The following is a 14,370-nucleotide window of genomic DNA, read 5'->3' on the forward strand; positions in this document are numbered from 1 at the left end:
TTCATGCGAAATCCCAGTGGCAACGGGATTTACCATCGGCACCCCGCATCCGCATTGCACCTTTCATGCCAGCGTGATGAGGTTACCGACGTCAATGGAGGCATCGGCAAAGTCATCGGGAGCGTTTCGAGCGGGGTTAGCGATGTTGCGATTCCGATTCGGATGTTTCCGTTGCATCGGCCAATACCACGCGGGCGATTCGCCGCGTCAGCGTGTGGATTCGTTTTAGATTTTCGATGATGTCGGTTTCGACTTTAAACGCAGCGAGCCGATTGGGTTCGTAAGCGATCAGTCGTCTGGCGAGATGAGAGGTTGCCAGCTCGGCTAATTCGTTTACTTTCGTTTTGCTTTCGATTGCAACACGCGCGGATTCCAAATCTCCATGGCGCAAAGCTTCGCACGAACAATCAAATGACCACAGCACTTTTTCGTGAACCGTCCGTAACACCTCCGTGGTTGCGGTGCTGACAACGACTCCCAATCGGATGCGTTTCAAGGCGTCCACGAGCACATTGTTTTCAATCACATCGCCGATATTTTCCAAGTAGTTGGCAATGCCGATATATTGGTGCAACTGCGTCGATTGGGGAGAGACGAGATTCTTCTGCGACAGTTTTGCCAGGTAGAGAATGATCGCACCGTGCAGCGTGTCCACATCGTCTTCGGCCCGACGAAGACGGTTGATGTCCCGCGGTGTCCCCTTGGTTGCGATCTCAAGCGATCGCTCTAACATGTCTCGGTTTAATTCGGCAAGCCGGACGAGTTCGCGACGCACTTGATCCAACGCCACCGCAGGGTTTTCCAAGTACATCTTGTCCAGGAACTGAGGACAAATCCCAATGGGTTCCTTCCGCTCGGGGACAAGACGATCGACCAACTTCGCTAACGGCCCGGTAAACCAAATGAAGACGAAGGCGTTTCCGACATTGAATAGCGTATGCGCGTTGGCGAGTTGGCGTGGCGTGTCGACAGCCAACCGAACGGCCCCGTCAAGGCCCGAAGTTGTAGGCGAAACACTCCGCACCAATTGTGCAAACGCGGGAATAAAAAACATCCACAACAAGACGCCGCCGATATTGAACAGGATATGGATCCAGGCAGCTTGGACCGCTTCACGCGGCCGCCCAAGAGCCGACAGGAGCACGGTCACACAGGTTCCAATGTTGGCACCAAAGATCAGCCCAATCCCCGATTCAAGTGAAATCAGTCCCTGGCCCGCCAACACGATCACAATCCCTGTTGTCGCCGAGGAACTTTGCACGATGGCTGTGAACAACGCGCCAATCAGAATGCTAAGCAGCGGATTCTGCATCCCCTGTAACGCGTTAATGAAGGGAGGCCATTGACGTAACGGACCGGTCGCGCCGCTCATCAACTCCATCCCAAAGAAGATCATCCCCAGCCCAATCAAGACCATTCCCCATTGCTTGCTCCGCTCACCCGTCGTCACGACATTCCAGAGGAATCCAGCCGCAATCAGCAATAGGCCGTACTGATAGACATTAAATGCAATTACCTGCGCCGTGATCGTCGTCCCCACATTCGCGCCGATAATGACGCCAATCGATTGGCCAAGCGTCAATAATCCAGCGGAGACAAACCCAACGACCAACACCGTGGTAACGGAAGAGGATTGAATCACGGCGGTAACGATCACGCCCGCGATGGCGGCAGTGAACCGATTCGCCGTCAATCGCCCCAGCAGGTTCTTCATGCTGCTGCCCGCAACCGTTTTGAGACTCTCGCTCATCTGTTGCATGCCAAATAGAAACAGGGCCAAACCGCCTGCGAACCCGGTCACAAGCCCTGCACATTCGACGCTGCTGATCGGCATGAACGAAAACCTTTTTGGGGGCGAACTGCGTGGATGCGAGTGAACGGTGTTGGAACGTATCAAACACAATGGGATATGGGCGGTTGAGTTTCGACGAACGATCGGGGCGGCAATGGAAAGTTACCGCGGAACGTTGACAATGGTCTCCCATAACATCGCAGTGATTGATTGCATTCATCGTGCCAAACCGGCGTTCGCAAACGCCGGTCGAGTCCCCCCATCGGTCCAGTCATTCGCTGCGTGCGGATTGGCACGTGCACAGACGCTTTTGCGATACAAGATGCCTCAAAACCGCACACCTATAAACCGGCCATCGCTATTGTTACCGCGCGGGATCGCCCCGACTGGCAGCGCACGATGGTGGCACATCATTTGCCTTTCAATCGCCCCAGGAGAACAAGGAAGCGGCCACTACCCTCGGCTTTAATCTCGGCGAAACAAAGGTGAGTTGAAATGAAACGATTCAAATCCATTTTGGTCGGCGTAGCTTTAGCGGAGGGAGATCGTCTCGTTTCGGAGCGAGTGCCGTCCGCCTCCGAAGAGGCCGTCGCGCGCGGCACTTGGCTGGCGAAAGCCAACGATGCGCAACTAAACTTTCTGCATGTCCTGCCTTCTTGGGCGGCCAATCTCGATGCCAACACTCAAGTTTTGATTCAGAATGATCACGGCCAGCAGACGGTTCGAGATCATGCCAAGGAAGTGATGGCAAAATTGGTTCATCAGGCGGAGAGCGAAGGGATCGCAGCGGAAAGCCGGGTGGTGTTTGGGAAAAGCTGGGTCGAGGCGATTCGGCAGGTGCTTCGCAAACATCATGATTTAGTCATTGTCGGAGCCAAGGACACGAGCCAGCCGAGACCGTTTTTGGCCGGCAGCACCGCAATCAAACTGTTGCGAAAATGTCCCTGTGCGGTTTGGGTCACAAGACCCACGCCCGACCGGATCCTTCACTCCATCTTGGTCGCCCACGACTTGAGGTCAGTTGGAAATGACGCGATGGAATTGGGCTGCTCGTTGGCAAAAATCCACCACGCCAAGTTGCATGTGTTGCATGCGGCCGAGTACGCGAATTACGACAACATCTTTCCGACCTTGGTTTCGCTGGATTCGGCGGAACAGTACCGTCAGAATGCAGAAAAACAGATCGCGGAGCAATTGGCCAAGTTTCATTTGGCTCATGAAGCTCAAGTGCACTTTTCGACCCGGGCCCCAGACTTAGCAATTTGGCACTGTATCGAAGAGGAGAACGTCGAATTGCTGGTGATGGGAACGATCGCACGAACGGGCATCTCGGGTTTGATCACCGGCAACACCGCCGAGCGACTATTGCCCCTTCTTTCCTGTTCAATTTTGGCGATAAAACCACGAGACTTTCAATCACCCGTGACGCTCGAACCCCACGGCTGAGCTTGAGCGAGTTTGGGAACGTACGGGGCATCCGCTGACAACTCAACTGCCACGCCGCGGGTACCTCAAAACAGCGAGTGCGGAAGGTGAGATGCTTCGCTTTGTTTTCCAGTGAAACGCGTCATCGTCACTCTCCCGCAGCCGTTCGGTGATGACGAGAAATCCACACACTGCAAGGCGCATGGCGAAGTACGTACTTTGTGGTGCTTCCCAGAAACCAATCGTGCAACCGACTGTGTCCGGTTTCACCGAGCACGACAAGGTCGCTTTGGTTTTGATCGACGACACTCACAATCGCCTCGCCAGCGTGCTGTGCACTGACGACTTGAGTCCGGGTATGGGGCAGGGTCGTTGCGATTTGTTTTGCCTGATACTCCGCCTTGTCCTGCATCCGTTTGAACTCCATTTCAGCGTCCGTCAGCACAGCGGGTGTCAACGCATCGCCCATCAAATAGTCGTACGTCGGCGCCACCGAGACCACGTTCATTTCGGTACCGGGATCCCACCTCATGCTCATGATTTCATGGACCGCTTCGTGCGCGGCAGGCGATCCATCATAAGCGAGCGAAATTTTTCTTGCCGGCACCTTCGCGGAGGTTGCCTCTCCGCGGGGGCGGACGACAAGCACCGAGCAATCGGCATGCGTTGCGACATTGTCGGACACACTCCCCAACAACATGCGGCTAACCACGGAGTGTCCCACGGCACCGACAACGATCAAATCGGCCACGATTCGTTTGGATACTTGCAAGATCGCCTGGGCGGCATTGCCGGTTTGTCGCAGCTTAGAAAAGCCGCGTTCACACCGACCGGCTAACCATCCTTCGAGTTCGGCGTGATGGCTCGCCACGAATTCCCGTTCACGTTGGTCCCATTCCGGATTTTGAATATTGCCGCGAATGCTGAGTTCCGGAAGCAGCGAAACCGTCAACACGGTGAGCTGCAACTTGCTATCGAACTCAAGCTCACCTAGAAAACGAGCAGCGTTGATGGCCATCGACGAGCCATCGCTTGCAAGTAGAACTTTCATCTTCGTTTTTTCTCCTCTGTTATCGTGACATGGGCGTCCAATGAAGCGACACCGTATCGGCCCCCAACTTTCGTATCATTTGATCTCCCCCGAGTGCCGTCAGTAAGCACTCGGCGTGAGGTCGGCGAATTTTTGACCAATCCTCGGCTCCCATGCGTTTCAAAGCTGGATCGGAGATTTGAACTGGTACGGTTTAACTGCGAGTACCGAGCAATGAAGCAGATCAAGGATCGTTTCGGACGTATTCCCGATCACCAATCCGATCAAACCTGAGCGAGCGACCGTGCCCATCACCACCAAGTCGACAGCGTTGTCACGGACAAAGTTACCGACCACTTCGGACGTCTTGCCCTTGATGAGGTGAACATGGGCACTGGTATCGCTCGATTCGTATTGGTGCAGGAACGTGTCCAGCAATTTTTCACGATGGGTTCGCTCGTTCCGCTCGTATTCCGCGAGCGTTTCGGGCTTCAACCGCGAGCGGAGAGTTGACTCTTCCTGGATCGACCAAGCGTGAAGGACCGAGAACTTTGACGCTTGAAAAATATGGATAGAGGAAGCCAGTTCGTAAACTTTCTCGTTCAATTCGGCATCCAACGGATGGTCCGAGGACGTGTCGACGCAAGCCAAAACGTGCCTGACTTGGGACACTGCATCGGCCGCGACTAACCAAGTCACCGCGGGGCAATGTCGTAACAAACGCCGTGCGGTGTGACCAAAGAAGCTGCGGTGACGACTGTGGTCCCCTTTGGAGACCGCCATCACCAAATCATGTTCGCCTCGGATGACTTCACGAACGATCTCGACCGACGTCTTGCCCTCCAATAGTTTGGTATGCACCTCGACACCACGGTCACGAAGCGGGGCGGCAAGAGCCTCGAGCTGCTCCCTTTTCTCTTGTCGCATCAGGGTTTGCAAGTGTTCATGGTCCTGAATCGCCAAGCGGGCTGCCCAGGAAAAGTCGGGAACGACATCCACCACCTGCAAAGAAGCTTCGTTATGAATGGCGACCTCCGCAGCCGCATTCAGAACGGGGTGCTTGTCCAGACGAGAGTCAGTAGCAACGAGGATCTTCCTAAACCGCTTCATCGACAACGCTCCTGTGCTGCGTCCATCCTATGATGGACGATACCCGAGGGGCTCAAAGTGATTTGCGAATCCGTTTAAATCCGTCACTGATCTCGCTACCGACCAACTTCAAGGAATCCCAGACATCCTCGGCCGATTCATCAACGGCGTGCTTCAAGGGATCAAAACGGTGCACCAAGGAGTCGAGCTTGTCATCGAGAACCTTCCATTCTTGTTGAAGTTCCATCTTACCGAGATGCACTTTCACCTTCAGCTCGTCACGCTCCTGTTTGAGTTCGCGAATCAAAGTTGCAACGACTTGGCTCTTCTTCTTTCTGAACATGGGTATTTTCTGCCGTGAATTGAGTGGCTGGCGTGAAGTGAGTGGCGTTAAATCGTGTCCATCGCGTCTCGGGATGCATGCACAGGGACTTCTAAAGCACGAACTGTGCCATCGCGGGAAAAACGGTCCAAAAAAGAATGCGGCGAGTTGCGATGGTGGCTTGGCTGGGGACAACATCGCCGGTCGAATCCCGGTGGACCCTATTCTTCAATCCACCGTCGCGCCTTTTCCAGCTCGCTGTGATCAAAGTATTTGATCTTCGCAGTCGTAAAGGGGCGGCAGAACACCGACATCCCTTTCTCCCATTTGGTTTCACCCACAATCGCCAACCGCTCGATGTGATTGAAGTGCTTGAGGTCAAACTTGAAGTCCTCCCACGCCGCGCCCGCACTCCAACCATGAAAATCTTCCATCACAAACAGGATGCGAATCTTCCCATACTCTTTGATCTTGTCATCCGTCATGGGCACAAATTGTTCGTATGCCTCCTTGGTCAACTTCCCCGTGGCTCGGACCTCAATGATGTTATCAACAGCGGTTTCGGTGATCAAAAATGACATCCTCTTTTCCTTTCAAATGAACGCAGTTTCTAAAACACAAAAACATGAAATTCCGCTCCGTCTTGATCTAGCGTCCCCCACCGCGGCGCCGCTCCAGTGCATTCCAGTGCCTATCAACATCGAGGGTGCCTACCAACATCGAGGACAGGGGGGGGCCAGGCGACCGTGATCGCATGCAGCTTCCATGCCAACTCGATTGTGCTTTGGCTACACAACGATTGACGGCGACAAACGAGCGTGTTGCAAACAAGATGTGCGGAAACGGCACACTCGTCGAAACGGCGTCGAGAATGACTTAGAAATCGACCAATGATTTGGGAGGGATCGCCACTCGCAACGCATTGAGCACGGCAACGACGTCAATCACCTCCTGGGCCAGCGCGCCGGCGACCGGGGGCAGGTAGCCCGCCGAGGCAATCAACATCCCCACGACACTGAGTGCCATCCCGCCTACGGCGCTCTGCAATGCGATGGAGCGCATCCGACGGCTGATATGCATAAACTCGTCCACTTTGGCAAGCGAGCTGTCCATGATCACCACCCCAGCGGCCTGGCTGGTCACATCGCTGTTCTGGCCAAAGGCAATTCCGATGGTTGCTGCCATTAGGGCCGGCGCGTCGTTGATACCATCGCCGACAAAGATCGTCGTCACCCGCTCGGTTTCGCGTCGCACGAAGTCGAGTTTGTCCTCGGGACTCTGGCCACCATAGTATTCGTCAATGCCGACCAAGTCCGCCAAGTACTGAACTTCCGATTCACGATCGCCCGAGAGCAACACGACTCGATCGATACCGTGACGACGCGCTAAATGATCGACAAACAAGGCGCCCTCTTGGCGCGGCGCATCCCTCAATCGATAGGTCGCAGCGTACACGCCATCGATCAAAATCAGACATTCTAAACCGCCGACTTGGGGCGGCAATGAATCGACCACCGCAGGATTTTGCGCAACGTATTTTTGCCGACTGGTAACGCGGATTTCTTTCCCAGCGACGATGCCGCGGAGGCCTTCCCCAGGACGCTCACTCATTTGGCTGGTTTCCTGCAGCACGACTCGCGCTTCGCGTCCCGCGTCCACAATGGCTTCCGCCAATGGATGTTTGGAATACTGCTCGAGGCTGGCGACCAATGCGAGGACGTCAGCGGGTTGGTAGGACGGCGCACAAATTTGTTCGGTCAACTGTGGCTTGCCGTAAGTCAAAGTCCCCGTCTTGTCAAAAATAATCGTCTTGCACGCATCGACCTGTTCTAGCACCGTGGGATCTCGCACAATGATGGCTCGCCGCGCGGCAAGCGAAATCGATCCGATGATCGCTACCGGAATGGCAATCAAAAGCGGACAGGGAGTGGCCACCACCATCACCGCAAGGAAGCGGATTGGGTCGCCCGAAACAATCCATGCCGCAACCCCCAGCGCCACCGCAAGCGGAGTGTAGAAGGCGCCCAATTGATCCCCCAATCGCCGAATCCTTGGTCGATGCTGCTCGGACGACTGCATCACTTGCATGATTTGGGCATAGCGTGAATCGACGGCCAATCGGTCGGCGCGAATCGTCAGCGCGGACTCGCCGTTGACTGAACCCGACAAAACGCTCGAACCAGGTGTTTTGGACATCATGTACGGTTCGCCGGTCAAGAAGGATTCGTCCATCACGCCATGACCCGCGACGACGGTGCCGTCGATCGGACAAATTTCATGTGGCAGGACCAGCAACGTGTCTCCAATCTGAACCGCATCCAATTCGACCTCCTGGAGTGTCGAACCCTGTTTGCGGTGGGCGATCGAGGGCATTCGTTTCGCCAACGCATGCAACACCGATGACGCGCTGCGAACCGCGTAGCCTTCTAAGGCTTCGCCTCCAGAGAGCATCAACACGACCAGTGCCCCCGCCAGATACTCGTCCAACAGCACCGAGGTCACGATGGAAATCCCTGCCAATAAATCGGACCCGAACTCGCGATGCAACAACTTAACTCCCAACTCCCACACCAACGGTACGCCTCCGAGGATCACCGCGACCTTGAGCGGTAATTCGGTGACAAACGGATCCGCATGGATCAGGAATCGCAAGATCAGATGTACGACGATCGCTACAATCGCAAGCAGCGCAATCGAACTTTGCTTTCGACTTACCGCGGTCTCAGTCTCAGCAGCATGGGTTGGGGTTGCGGGCATCGGATTGTGGGACTGGTTTTAAGGTGGACGAGCGAGCGCAGATGCGGCGCAGCGGTGCCGCTTGCTCGATTTTGAATTAGATCGACTGCTTCCCATGGTGACCAGCCCGCAGCGCAAAGAGATCCATTGCAAGCGGCGGAGCCGTGAATTGGCACAAGGCTTGCACTTCAGTCCTCGCGACCGACCGGCGGCCCTCGCAATCCATCACAAGTGACGACAACCGCGGCTGCCAGACTCTTGCTAAGGAAAAATGATGAGCAAAGATGCGTTTAGTGAGCGTGGCCAGGCATTAGAAGACGAGTTTTTCCGCCGCGTCGACAAGCGGTTATTGGCCGAATTGAAGGCCAAGGACGCGTTGCAGTCCGATCGCAAGCAATTGCAAGAAGCCACCGGAATCACCAATCCCGATCTGCTCGATGAACTTCTTGCCGCGGGCGCGTCGGCTGAGTCGATCGCGGCGATCTCGTTGGTTCCCTTAGTCCTCGTGGCCTGGGCCGATGGAAACGTTGCCCCCGAGGAACGTAGTCCGATCATCGAGGCAGCCAAAGAAAAGGGAATCACGAGTGACAGCCCGGCTGCAGCATTGTTGGAACAATGGCTGTCGGTCAAACCGAGTCGGAAGCTCATCACCACTTGGCAACACTACATCGCCGCCGTCATGGATCAGATGAGCGTCGAGACGCAAGCGGCACTCCGCAGCGATCTCATCGGACGCGCCCAAGCGGTCGCCAATGCTGCCGGCGGGGTGCTGGGGTTCGGTAAGGTAAGCGCCGATGAAAAACGGGTGCTCAACGAACTCGAACAAACACTCGCGCGGTGATGCTCCGCGGTTCGCTTCTCTTCCCGCTAGCTGATCTGGAAAATCTTCCCGTCCCGTGAAACAGGACGCCGGTCGTCCTCGAAAGAGTGAGCGGCAGTGTCCCTTTGCGTGTGCGATACCGCACGCATAAAGGGCGTGACGGGACGCGAAGTGACGGGACGCGAAGTGACGGGACGCGAAGTGACGGGACGCGAAGTGACGGGGCGCGAAGTAAAGGGGCGCGAAGTAAAGGGGCGCGAAGCTCATCGAAGGGTACTAAAACGTAGGTTCGAATCGCTGTTCTTCCGCCTTCAGCACATGCAGACGGGTCTTCAACACCGCGTCGGGGGTGAGCGACATGCTATCGATCCCCAGATTGACCAAGAATTCTGCAAACTCGGGATAATCGCTCGGCGCTTGCCCACAGATTCCAACCTTCACCCCGTGAGCCTTGGCCGTTTTGATCAACGATGCAATCGATCGTTTGACGGCGTCATTTCGCTCGTTGAATAGGTCAGCGACGATCTCCGAGTCGCGATCGACGCCCAACGTCAACTGGGTCAAATCATTCGATCCGATCGAGAACCCATCAAAAAGCTCGGCAAACTGATCGGCCAGGATCACGTTGCTGGGAACTTCGCACATCACATACAGTTCGAGTTCGTCTTGACCTCGAACCAAGCCAAATTTTGCCATTTCGGCTTGCACCTTGTGCGCTTCTTCGATCGTGCGGCAAAACGGAATCATCAGCTTCAAGTTGCGCAGCCCCATCTCTTGCCGCACCTTTTGAACGGCCTTGCATTCCAAGCCAAATGCGGCTTGGAAGCGTGGATGGTAATAGCGTGATGCGCCGCGGAATCCGATCATCGGGTTGGCTTCGTGAGGTTCGTAGGCAGCCCCGCCGATCAGATTGGCGTATTCGCTGGTCTTGAAATCGCTGAGTCGTAGGATCACGTCCTTGGGATAAAACGCGGCTGCAATCATTGCAACCCCTTCGGCCAATCGATCGATATAAAACTGCGGTTTGTCACGATATCCGGCGGTTGCCTCGTCCACCAACGCCTTCGTCGGCGGATCCAATTGGTCAAACTCGAGCAGCGCTTGGGGGTGCACTTTCACTGTGTTCGTGATGATGAATTCTTGTCGAGCCAAGCCAACCCCATCGTTGGGAATTGCGGCCAACGCAAATACTTGATCGGGGGCACCGACGTTCATCATGATTTTGGTTTCCGGTCGTTTCATCGAGGTCAGATCCGTGGTTTCGATCTCAAATGGCAACTCCCCTTCGTAGACGATCCCGGTCTCTCCTTCGGCGCAACTAATCGTAACCTGTTGTCCATCTTGCAGGACGTTGGTGGCGTTCAAGGTGCCCACGATCGCAGGCACCCCCAGCTCGCGACTGACAATGGCGGCGTGACAAGTGCGGCCGCCGCGGTTCGTGATGATCCCTGCGGCCCGCTTCATCACCGGTTCCCAATCGGGGTCGGTTTTGTCGGTAACAAGAATTTCTCCCTCGCGAAACGCCGCCAAGCCATGAACGTCGCGGACCAGCCGGACCGGCCCCGATGCGATCTTCTCACCCACCGAACGTCCCGTTAAAAGTGGATGCGACCGCTGTTTCAGGTGGTACCGCTGGAGCTTCGTGATGACCTTGAGCGATTGGACGGTTTCGGGTCGAGCCTGGACAATGAACAACTCGCCGCTATTCCCATCTTTCGCCCATTCCATGTCCATTGGACAAAAGTGGCCTCGCCGCTGTGTGTAATGCTTTTCAATCTCGCAGGCCCAATGGGCCAGTTGTAAGATGTCGTCGTCTTGGAGCGCAAAGCGATTGGCTTGCTCCTCCGGTACGGGCACATTCTTTGTCATTTTACTGCCGCCGACGTCGTACACCATCTTCAACGCCTTGGACCCGAGCGACTTCTTGATAATCGGGCGAAAGCCTGAGTGTAGCGTGGGTTTGAAGACGTAGTATTCGTCTGGATTGACCGCGCCTTGGACGACATTTTCTCCCAAACCATAAGCGGCATTAATTAGCACGGCGTCGCGAAATCCGCTTTCGGTATCGATCGAAAACATCACGCCCGAGGTCGCTAAATCCGATCGCACCATGCGTTGGATGCCGATCGATAAAGCCACTTGCATGTGATCGTATCCGTGATGGACACGGTACGAGATTGCGCGGTCAGTAAACAAGGATGCAAAACAGCGGCGACACGCATCCAACAATGACGCTTGGCCGCGGACGTTCAAGTACGTTTCCTGTTGACCGGCAAAGCTGGCATCCGGCAAATCTTCGGCCGTCGCGCTGCTGCGCACCGCAACGTCGGCCAAGTCACCCCGCGGGCGACAAAGATCGTGGTACGCTTGGACAATGGCCCCGGCCAAAGCATCCGGCAAGGGCGTGTCCAAGATCATGTGGCGAATCAAAATGCCGTGATGCTGCAAGCTGTCCACATCAGAGGCGTTCATGCCGCTTAAAATTTGCGGGATCTTCTCATCCAACCCGGACTCGTTAAGGAAAGTGCGATACGCATCCGCCGTGGTCGCGAATCCATTGGGAATGCGAATCCCATGCGGTGTCAACTCGCGATACATCTCGCCAAGCGATGCGTTTTTCCCTCCCACGATATCGACATCATCCATCCCGACTTGATCGAACCAGCGAATCAAACCGGCCGACGTAACAACAGACGTACTCATGGGAAGGCTCACAATACGAGTCAAGAACGGGATGAATTCGTGGATCGCTTTGCACTCAGGCTACCGCAACGTCCGTTCCATTTGCCGAGCGTCTGACTTTCGCGGTTCGCGGCGAATCTCGGTGTGACAATACACACCACTTGCAGGACTCGGTGGGTCAGATTCGCACAGCCACAACGCACAGCCCGCTCAGCGGAGCCCTTCCGATTCCCCCCAGTTCCGCCCCGGAGATCGCTTTGCGTCGCGCCATGGCGTCTCGTTCCTCCGCAAAGGGGGGAGATAACGACGGGAAAGATTCCATGGGGCTCCGATGCAAGACGGCGTCAGTCGAGTGTGAAGCCAGATTTCGTGTGGTCCGCTGGTTGCTGGCATTGAATCTGCAAGTGAGGCCCGCAAGAAACTCATCTCGAACCTATCTCGGCGGCGACGCGAATGACGACAACCCAATCATTACCGATCATCATCCTCTCGGGCGGTACCGGTCGTACGGCCGAACAATTGCTCCGCGCCACGTTGGCCCAGTTTCCCGACAATGAAGTCGAAATGATTCCTAAGACAGGGATTCGCAGTACTGACAAGGCGTTGAAGGTGGTCCGAGAGGCATCCTCGATGGGGGCGGTGATCTGTCATTCACTCGTCGACCCCAAAATCCGACAAGCGGTCCAATCCGAGGTGCGGCGTCTGGCCGTGCCTTGCATTGACGTGCTGGGACCATCGTTGGCGTTGGTGGGCGACCACTTGCACCGCCAACCACGCGGGCGTGCCGGGTTGTTGTACGAGCTGCACCGCGACCAATTGGACCGAATGGCGGCAATGGATTTCACCTTGGCTCATGACGATGGAAAACGGATCTCGGAATTGAAGAAGGCCGATGTCGTGTTGGTCGGTGCCTCGCGCACTTCCAAGAGCGTGACGTGTTTCTACCTCGCGTTTCGCGGGATTCGAGCGGCCAATGTTCCGCTGATCCCCAACCACCCATTGCCCACCGAATTGCTGCGTTTGAATTCGCGGCGTGTGATCGGTTTAACGATGAACGCAGCCCATTTGGAATACATCCGCCAGAATCGATTGGACCGCATGAGCAATCGTCCCGTTCCACACTATGCCAACTTGAGAGACATTCAAGCCGAGCTCCGTGAGATTCGATCGGTCATGCTCGAGCATCATTGGGAATGCCTGGACGTCTCGTACAAGGCGACCGAAGAGGTCGCCGATCGCGTGGTTGAGATGCTGCCGCGACGGCGGGGCAGGAAGCCATCGCAACTATGATCCGCTTCGTCATTGCCGAGACATTGTCAGGGAAGGTGCATTCATTGCCGACCTTTTTTGACGAATTGACGCGTTAAGAAATTGCTCTTAATTCCGACGAGCTAACGAGGTTCGGTACACCAATTGCGATGACAAGAGGAAGCAGAGGAGCGATCCCAAAGGCACATTGCAAGTGGGGTCCCGTTCCCAATCAATCCAGATGGAAGGCAGCGATGGTCGCGATTCAATCCCATCAACCCGACGAAATCGCACGGGAAATCGAAGCGGTGCCGAAGACGACGCATCCCGTTTCAGAAAATCAGGTGATCGCCACCTTGCTGGAAGAGATTGCAATGTTGCTATCAGACCAAGGGGCAAGCGAATTTCGCGTTCTCGCTTATCGCAACGCCAGCCAAACGCTGCGTGAAATGTCGACGCCGGTGCGTGATGTGCTCGACCGCGACGGCATGCCGGGGTTGATCGACTTGCCAACCATTGGCCGTTCCATCGCCAACCTGATCGAAACGTATTTCCGACTCGATCGGATGCCATTGTTGGATCGGCTTCGCGGTGAAGAAACGGCGGAGCGGTTGTTTGCCACCTTGCCCAGCATCGGGGCGGAGCTCGCACATCGAATTCATGAAACGCTCGGTATCGAAACGATGCTAGAGTTGGCGGCGGCGGCTCAGGATGGACGACTCGCAAAAGTCCCTGGGATTGGCCGCAAGCGATTGCAAGGGATCCGCGAGAGTTTGGCCGAAAGACTGCGGGACCACCGACCGCAATCCGAACCAAGCGTCGCGGACCAAGTCGATCGCTCCGCATCGGTCGCCGAGTTGTTGGATGTCGATACGGAATATCGACGTCTCGCCGCAACAGGAAAATTAGTGAAGATCGCGCCGCGTCATTTCAATCCTGGATCGATCGCTTGGCTGCCAATTCTGCATTGCGAACGGGGCGGCCGGCACTATACCGCAATGTACTCCAACACCGCTCGCGCCCACGAATTGAACACGACCAAGGATTGGGTGATCCTTTATCGTGACGATCCTGAATCCCAGGGGCGATGGACGGTGATCACGTCGCAATTTGGCAAGCTGCGAGGATGCCGGATTGTGCGCGGCCGTGAACAGGAGTGTTGGCAACATTACCATCCCGATCATCCCCATCCTCAACAAGCCGACACCAAATCAGCCCCCCTGTGA

General features: G+C 55.7%; 11 protein-coding genes. 4 read left to right on the plus strand and 7 right to left on the minus strand.

Annotation, left to right across the window (positions count from 1 at the left end; translation table 11 throughout):
- Positions 1 to 136: 136 nt before the first annotated feature.
- Positions 137 to 1,834 (minus strand): Na/Pi cotransporter family protein, encoded by a 1,698-nt coding sequence (locus Pla52o_RS18375; RefSeq protein ID WP_146596095.1) that lies wholly within the window; start codon positions 1,832 to 1,834, stop codon positions 137 to 139.
- A gap of 453 nt (positions 1,835 to 2,287) precedes the next feature.
- On the opposite strand from Pla52o_RS18375, the gene Pla52o_RS18380 reads away from it, so the two are divergent.
- Entirely contained in the window at positions 2,288 to 3,238 is a 951-nt protein-coding gene (locus Pla52o_RS18380) for a universal stress protein (RefSeq protein WP_146596096.1), read from the plus strand.
- Between the two features lie 127 nt (positions 3,239 to 3,365).
- Here the strand turns inward: Pla52o_RS18380 and Pla52o_RS18385 are convergent, their stop codons facing one another.
- From Pla52o_RS18385 to Pla52o_RS18405, 5 genes are all read right to left on the minus strand, one after another.
- Entirely contained in the window at positions 3,366 to 4,268 is a 903-nt protein-coding gene (locus Pla52o_RS18385) for a universal stress protein (protein ID WP_146596097.1), read from the minus strand.
- A 159-nt stretch (positions 4,269 to 4,427) separates the two neighbouring features.
- The gene (locus Pla52o_RS18390) at positions 4,428 to 5,357 is read right to left on the minus strand and encodes a universal stress protein (RefSeq protein WP_146596098.1); all 930 of its coding nucleotides are present in this window, start codon (positions 5,355 to 5,357) and stop codon (positions 4,428 to 4,430) included.
- 52 nt (positions 5,358 to 5,409) lie between these two features.
- Positions 5,410 to 5,679, minus strand: coding sequence for a hypothetical protein (locus Pla52o_RS18395; RefSeq protein WP_146596099.1), 270 nt, complete (start codon positions 5,677 to 5,679; stop codon positions 5,410 to 5,412).
- Positions 5,680 to 5,879: 200 nt separating this feature from the next.
- Positions 5,880 to 6,239, minus strand: a complete 360-nt coding sequence (locus Pla52o_RS18400; RefSeq protein ID WP_146596100.1) for a SpoIIAA family protein — start codon at positions 6,237 to 6,239, stop codon at positions 5,880 to 5,882.
- A gap of 295 nt (positions 6,240 to 6,534) precedes the next feature.
- Positions 6,535 to 8,415 carry a heavy metal translocating P-type ATPase gene (locus Pla52o_RS18405; RefSeq protein ID WP_146596101.1) on the minus strand — a complete coding sequence of 627 codons (1,881 nt, stop codon included), beginning with the start codon at positions 8,413 to 8,415 and terminating at the stop codon, positions 6,535 to 6,537.
- 250 nt (positions 8,416 to 8,665) lie between these two features.
- Between Pla52o_RS18405 and Pla52o_RS18410 the strand changes: the two genes are divergently transcribed.
- Positions 8,666 to 9,235, plus strand: coding sequence for a TerB family tellurite resistance protein (locus Pla52o_RS18410; RefSeq protein WP_146596102.1), 570 nt, complete (start codon positions 8,666 to 8,668; stop codon positions 9,233 to 9,235).
- Positions 9,236 to 9,490: 255 nt separating this feature from the next.
- Here Pla52o_RS18410 and ppsA read toward each other — a convergent pair whose 3' ends face one another.
- Positions 9,491 to 11,917 (minus strand): phosphoenolpyruvate synthase, encoded by a 2,427-nt coding sequence (gene ppsA / locus Pla52o_RS18415; RefSeq protein ID WP_146596103.1) that lies wholly within the window; start codon positions 11,915 to 11,917, stop codon positions 9,491 to 9,493.
- Between the two features lie 432 nt (positions 11,918 to 12,349).
- Here ppsA and Pla52o_RS18420 point away from each other — a divergent pair, with 432 nt between their 5' ends.
- Together Pla52o_RS18420 and Pla52o_RS18425 are read left to right on the plus strand one after the other, a co-directional pair.
- The gene (locus tag Pla52o_RS18420; protein ID WP_146596104.1) at positions 12,350 to 13,186 is read left to right on the plus strand and encodes a pyruvate, water dikinase regulatory protein; all 837 of its coding nucleotides are present in this window, start codon (positions 12,350 to 12,352) and stop codon (positions 13,184 to 13,186) included.
- A 212-nt stretch (positions 13,187 to 13,398) separates the two neighbouring features.
- Positions 13,399 to 14,370, plus strand: coding sequence for a helix-hairpin-helix domain-containing protein (locus Pla52o_RS18425; protein WP_146596105.1), 972 nt, complete (start codon positions 13,399 to 13,401; stop codon positions 14,368 to 14,370).

Origin of the sequence: Novipirellula galeiformis (assembly GCF_007860095.1) — a bacterium.
Lineage (GTDB): Bacteria > Planctomycetota > Planctomycetia > Pirellulales > Pirellulaceae > Novipirellula > Novipirellula galeiformis.

What these genes read in the sequence shown, in the direction of transcription:
- Pla52o_RS18375 (WP_146596095.1), bottom strand. Translation starts at nt 1,834, where the DNA reads ATGCCGATCAGCAGCGTCGAATGTGCAGGGCTTGTGACCGGGTTCGCA.
- Pla52o_RS18380 (WP_146596096.1), top strand. Translation starts at nt 2,288, where the DNA reads ATGAAACGATTCAAATCCATTTTGGTCGGCGTAGCTTTAGCGGAGGGA.
- Pla52o_RS18385 (WP_146596097.1), bottom strand. Translation starts at nt 4,268, where the DNA reads ATGAAAGTTCTACTTGCAAGCGATGGCTCGTCGATGGCCATCAACGCT.
- Pla52o_RS18390 (WP_146596098.1), bottom strand. Translation starts at nt 5,357, where the DNA reads ATGAAGCGGTTTAGGAAGATCCTCGTTGCTACTGACTCTCGTCTGGAC.
- Pla52o_RS18395 (WP_146596099.1), bottom strand. Translation starts at nt 5,679, where the DNA reads ATGTTCAGAAAGAAGAAGAGCCAAGTCGTTGCAACTTTGATTCGCGAA.
- Pla52o_RS18400 (WP_146596100.1), bottom strand. Translation starts at nt 6,239, where the DNA reads ATGTCATTTTTGATCACCGAAACCGCTGTTGATAACATCATTGAGGTC.
- Pla52o_RS18405 (WP_146596101.1), bottom strand. Translation starts at nt 8,415, where the DNA reads ATGCCCGCAACCCCAACCCATGCTGCTGAGACTGAGACCGCGGTAAGT.
- Pla52o_RS18410 (WP_146596102.1), top strand. Translation starts at nt 8,666, where the DNA reads ATGATGAGCAAAGATGCGTTTAGTGAGCGTGGCCAGGCATTAGAAGAC.
- ppsA (WP_146596103.1), bottom strand. Translation starts at nt 11,917, where the DNA reads ATGAGTACGTCTGTTGTTACGTCGGCCGGTTTGATTCGCTGGTTCGAT.
- Pla52o_RS18420 (WP_146596104.1), top strand. Translation starts at nt 12,350, where the DNA reads ATGACGACAACCCAATCATTACCGATCATCATCCTCTCGGGCGGTACC.
- Pla52o_RS18425 (WP_146596105.1), top strand. Translation starts at nt 13,399, where the DNA reads ATGGTCGCGATTCAATCCCATCAACCCGACGAAATCGCACGGGAAATC.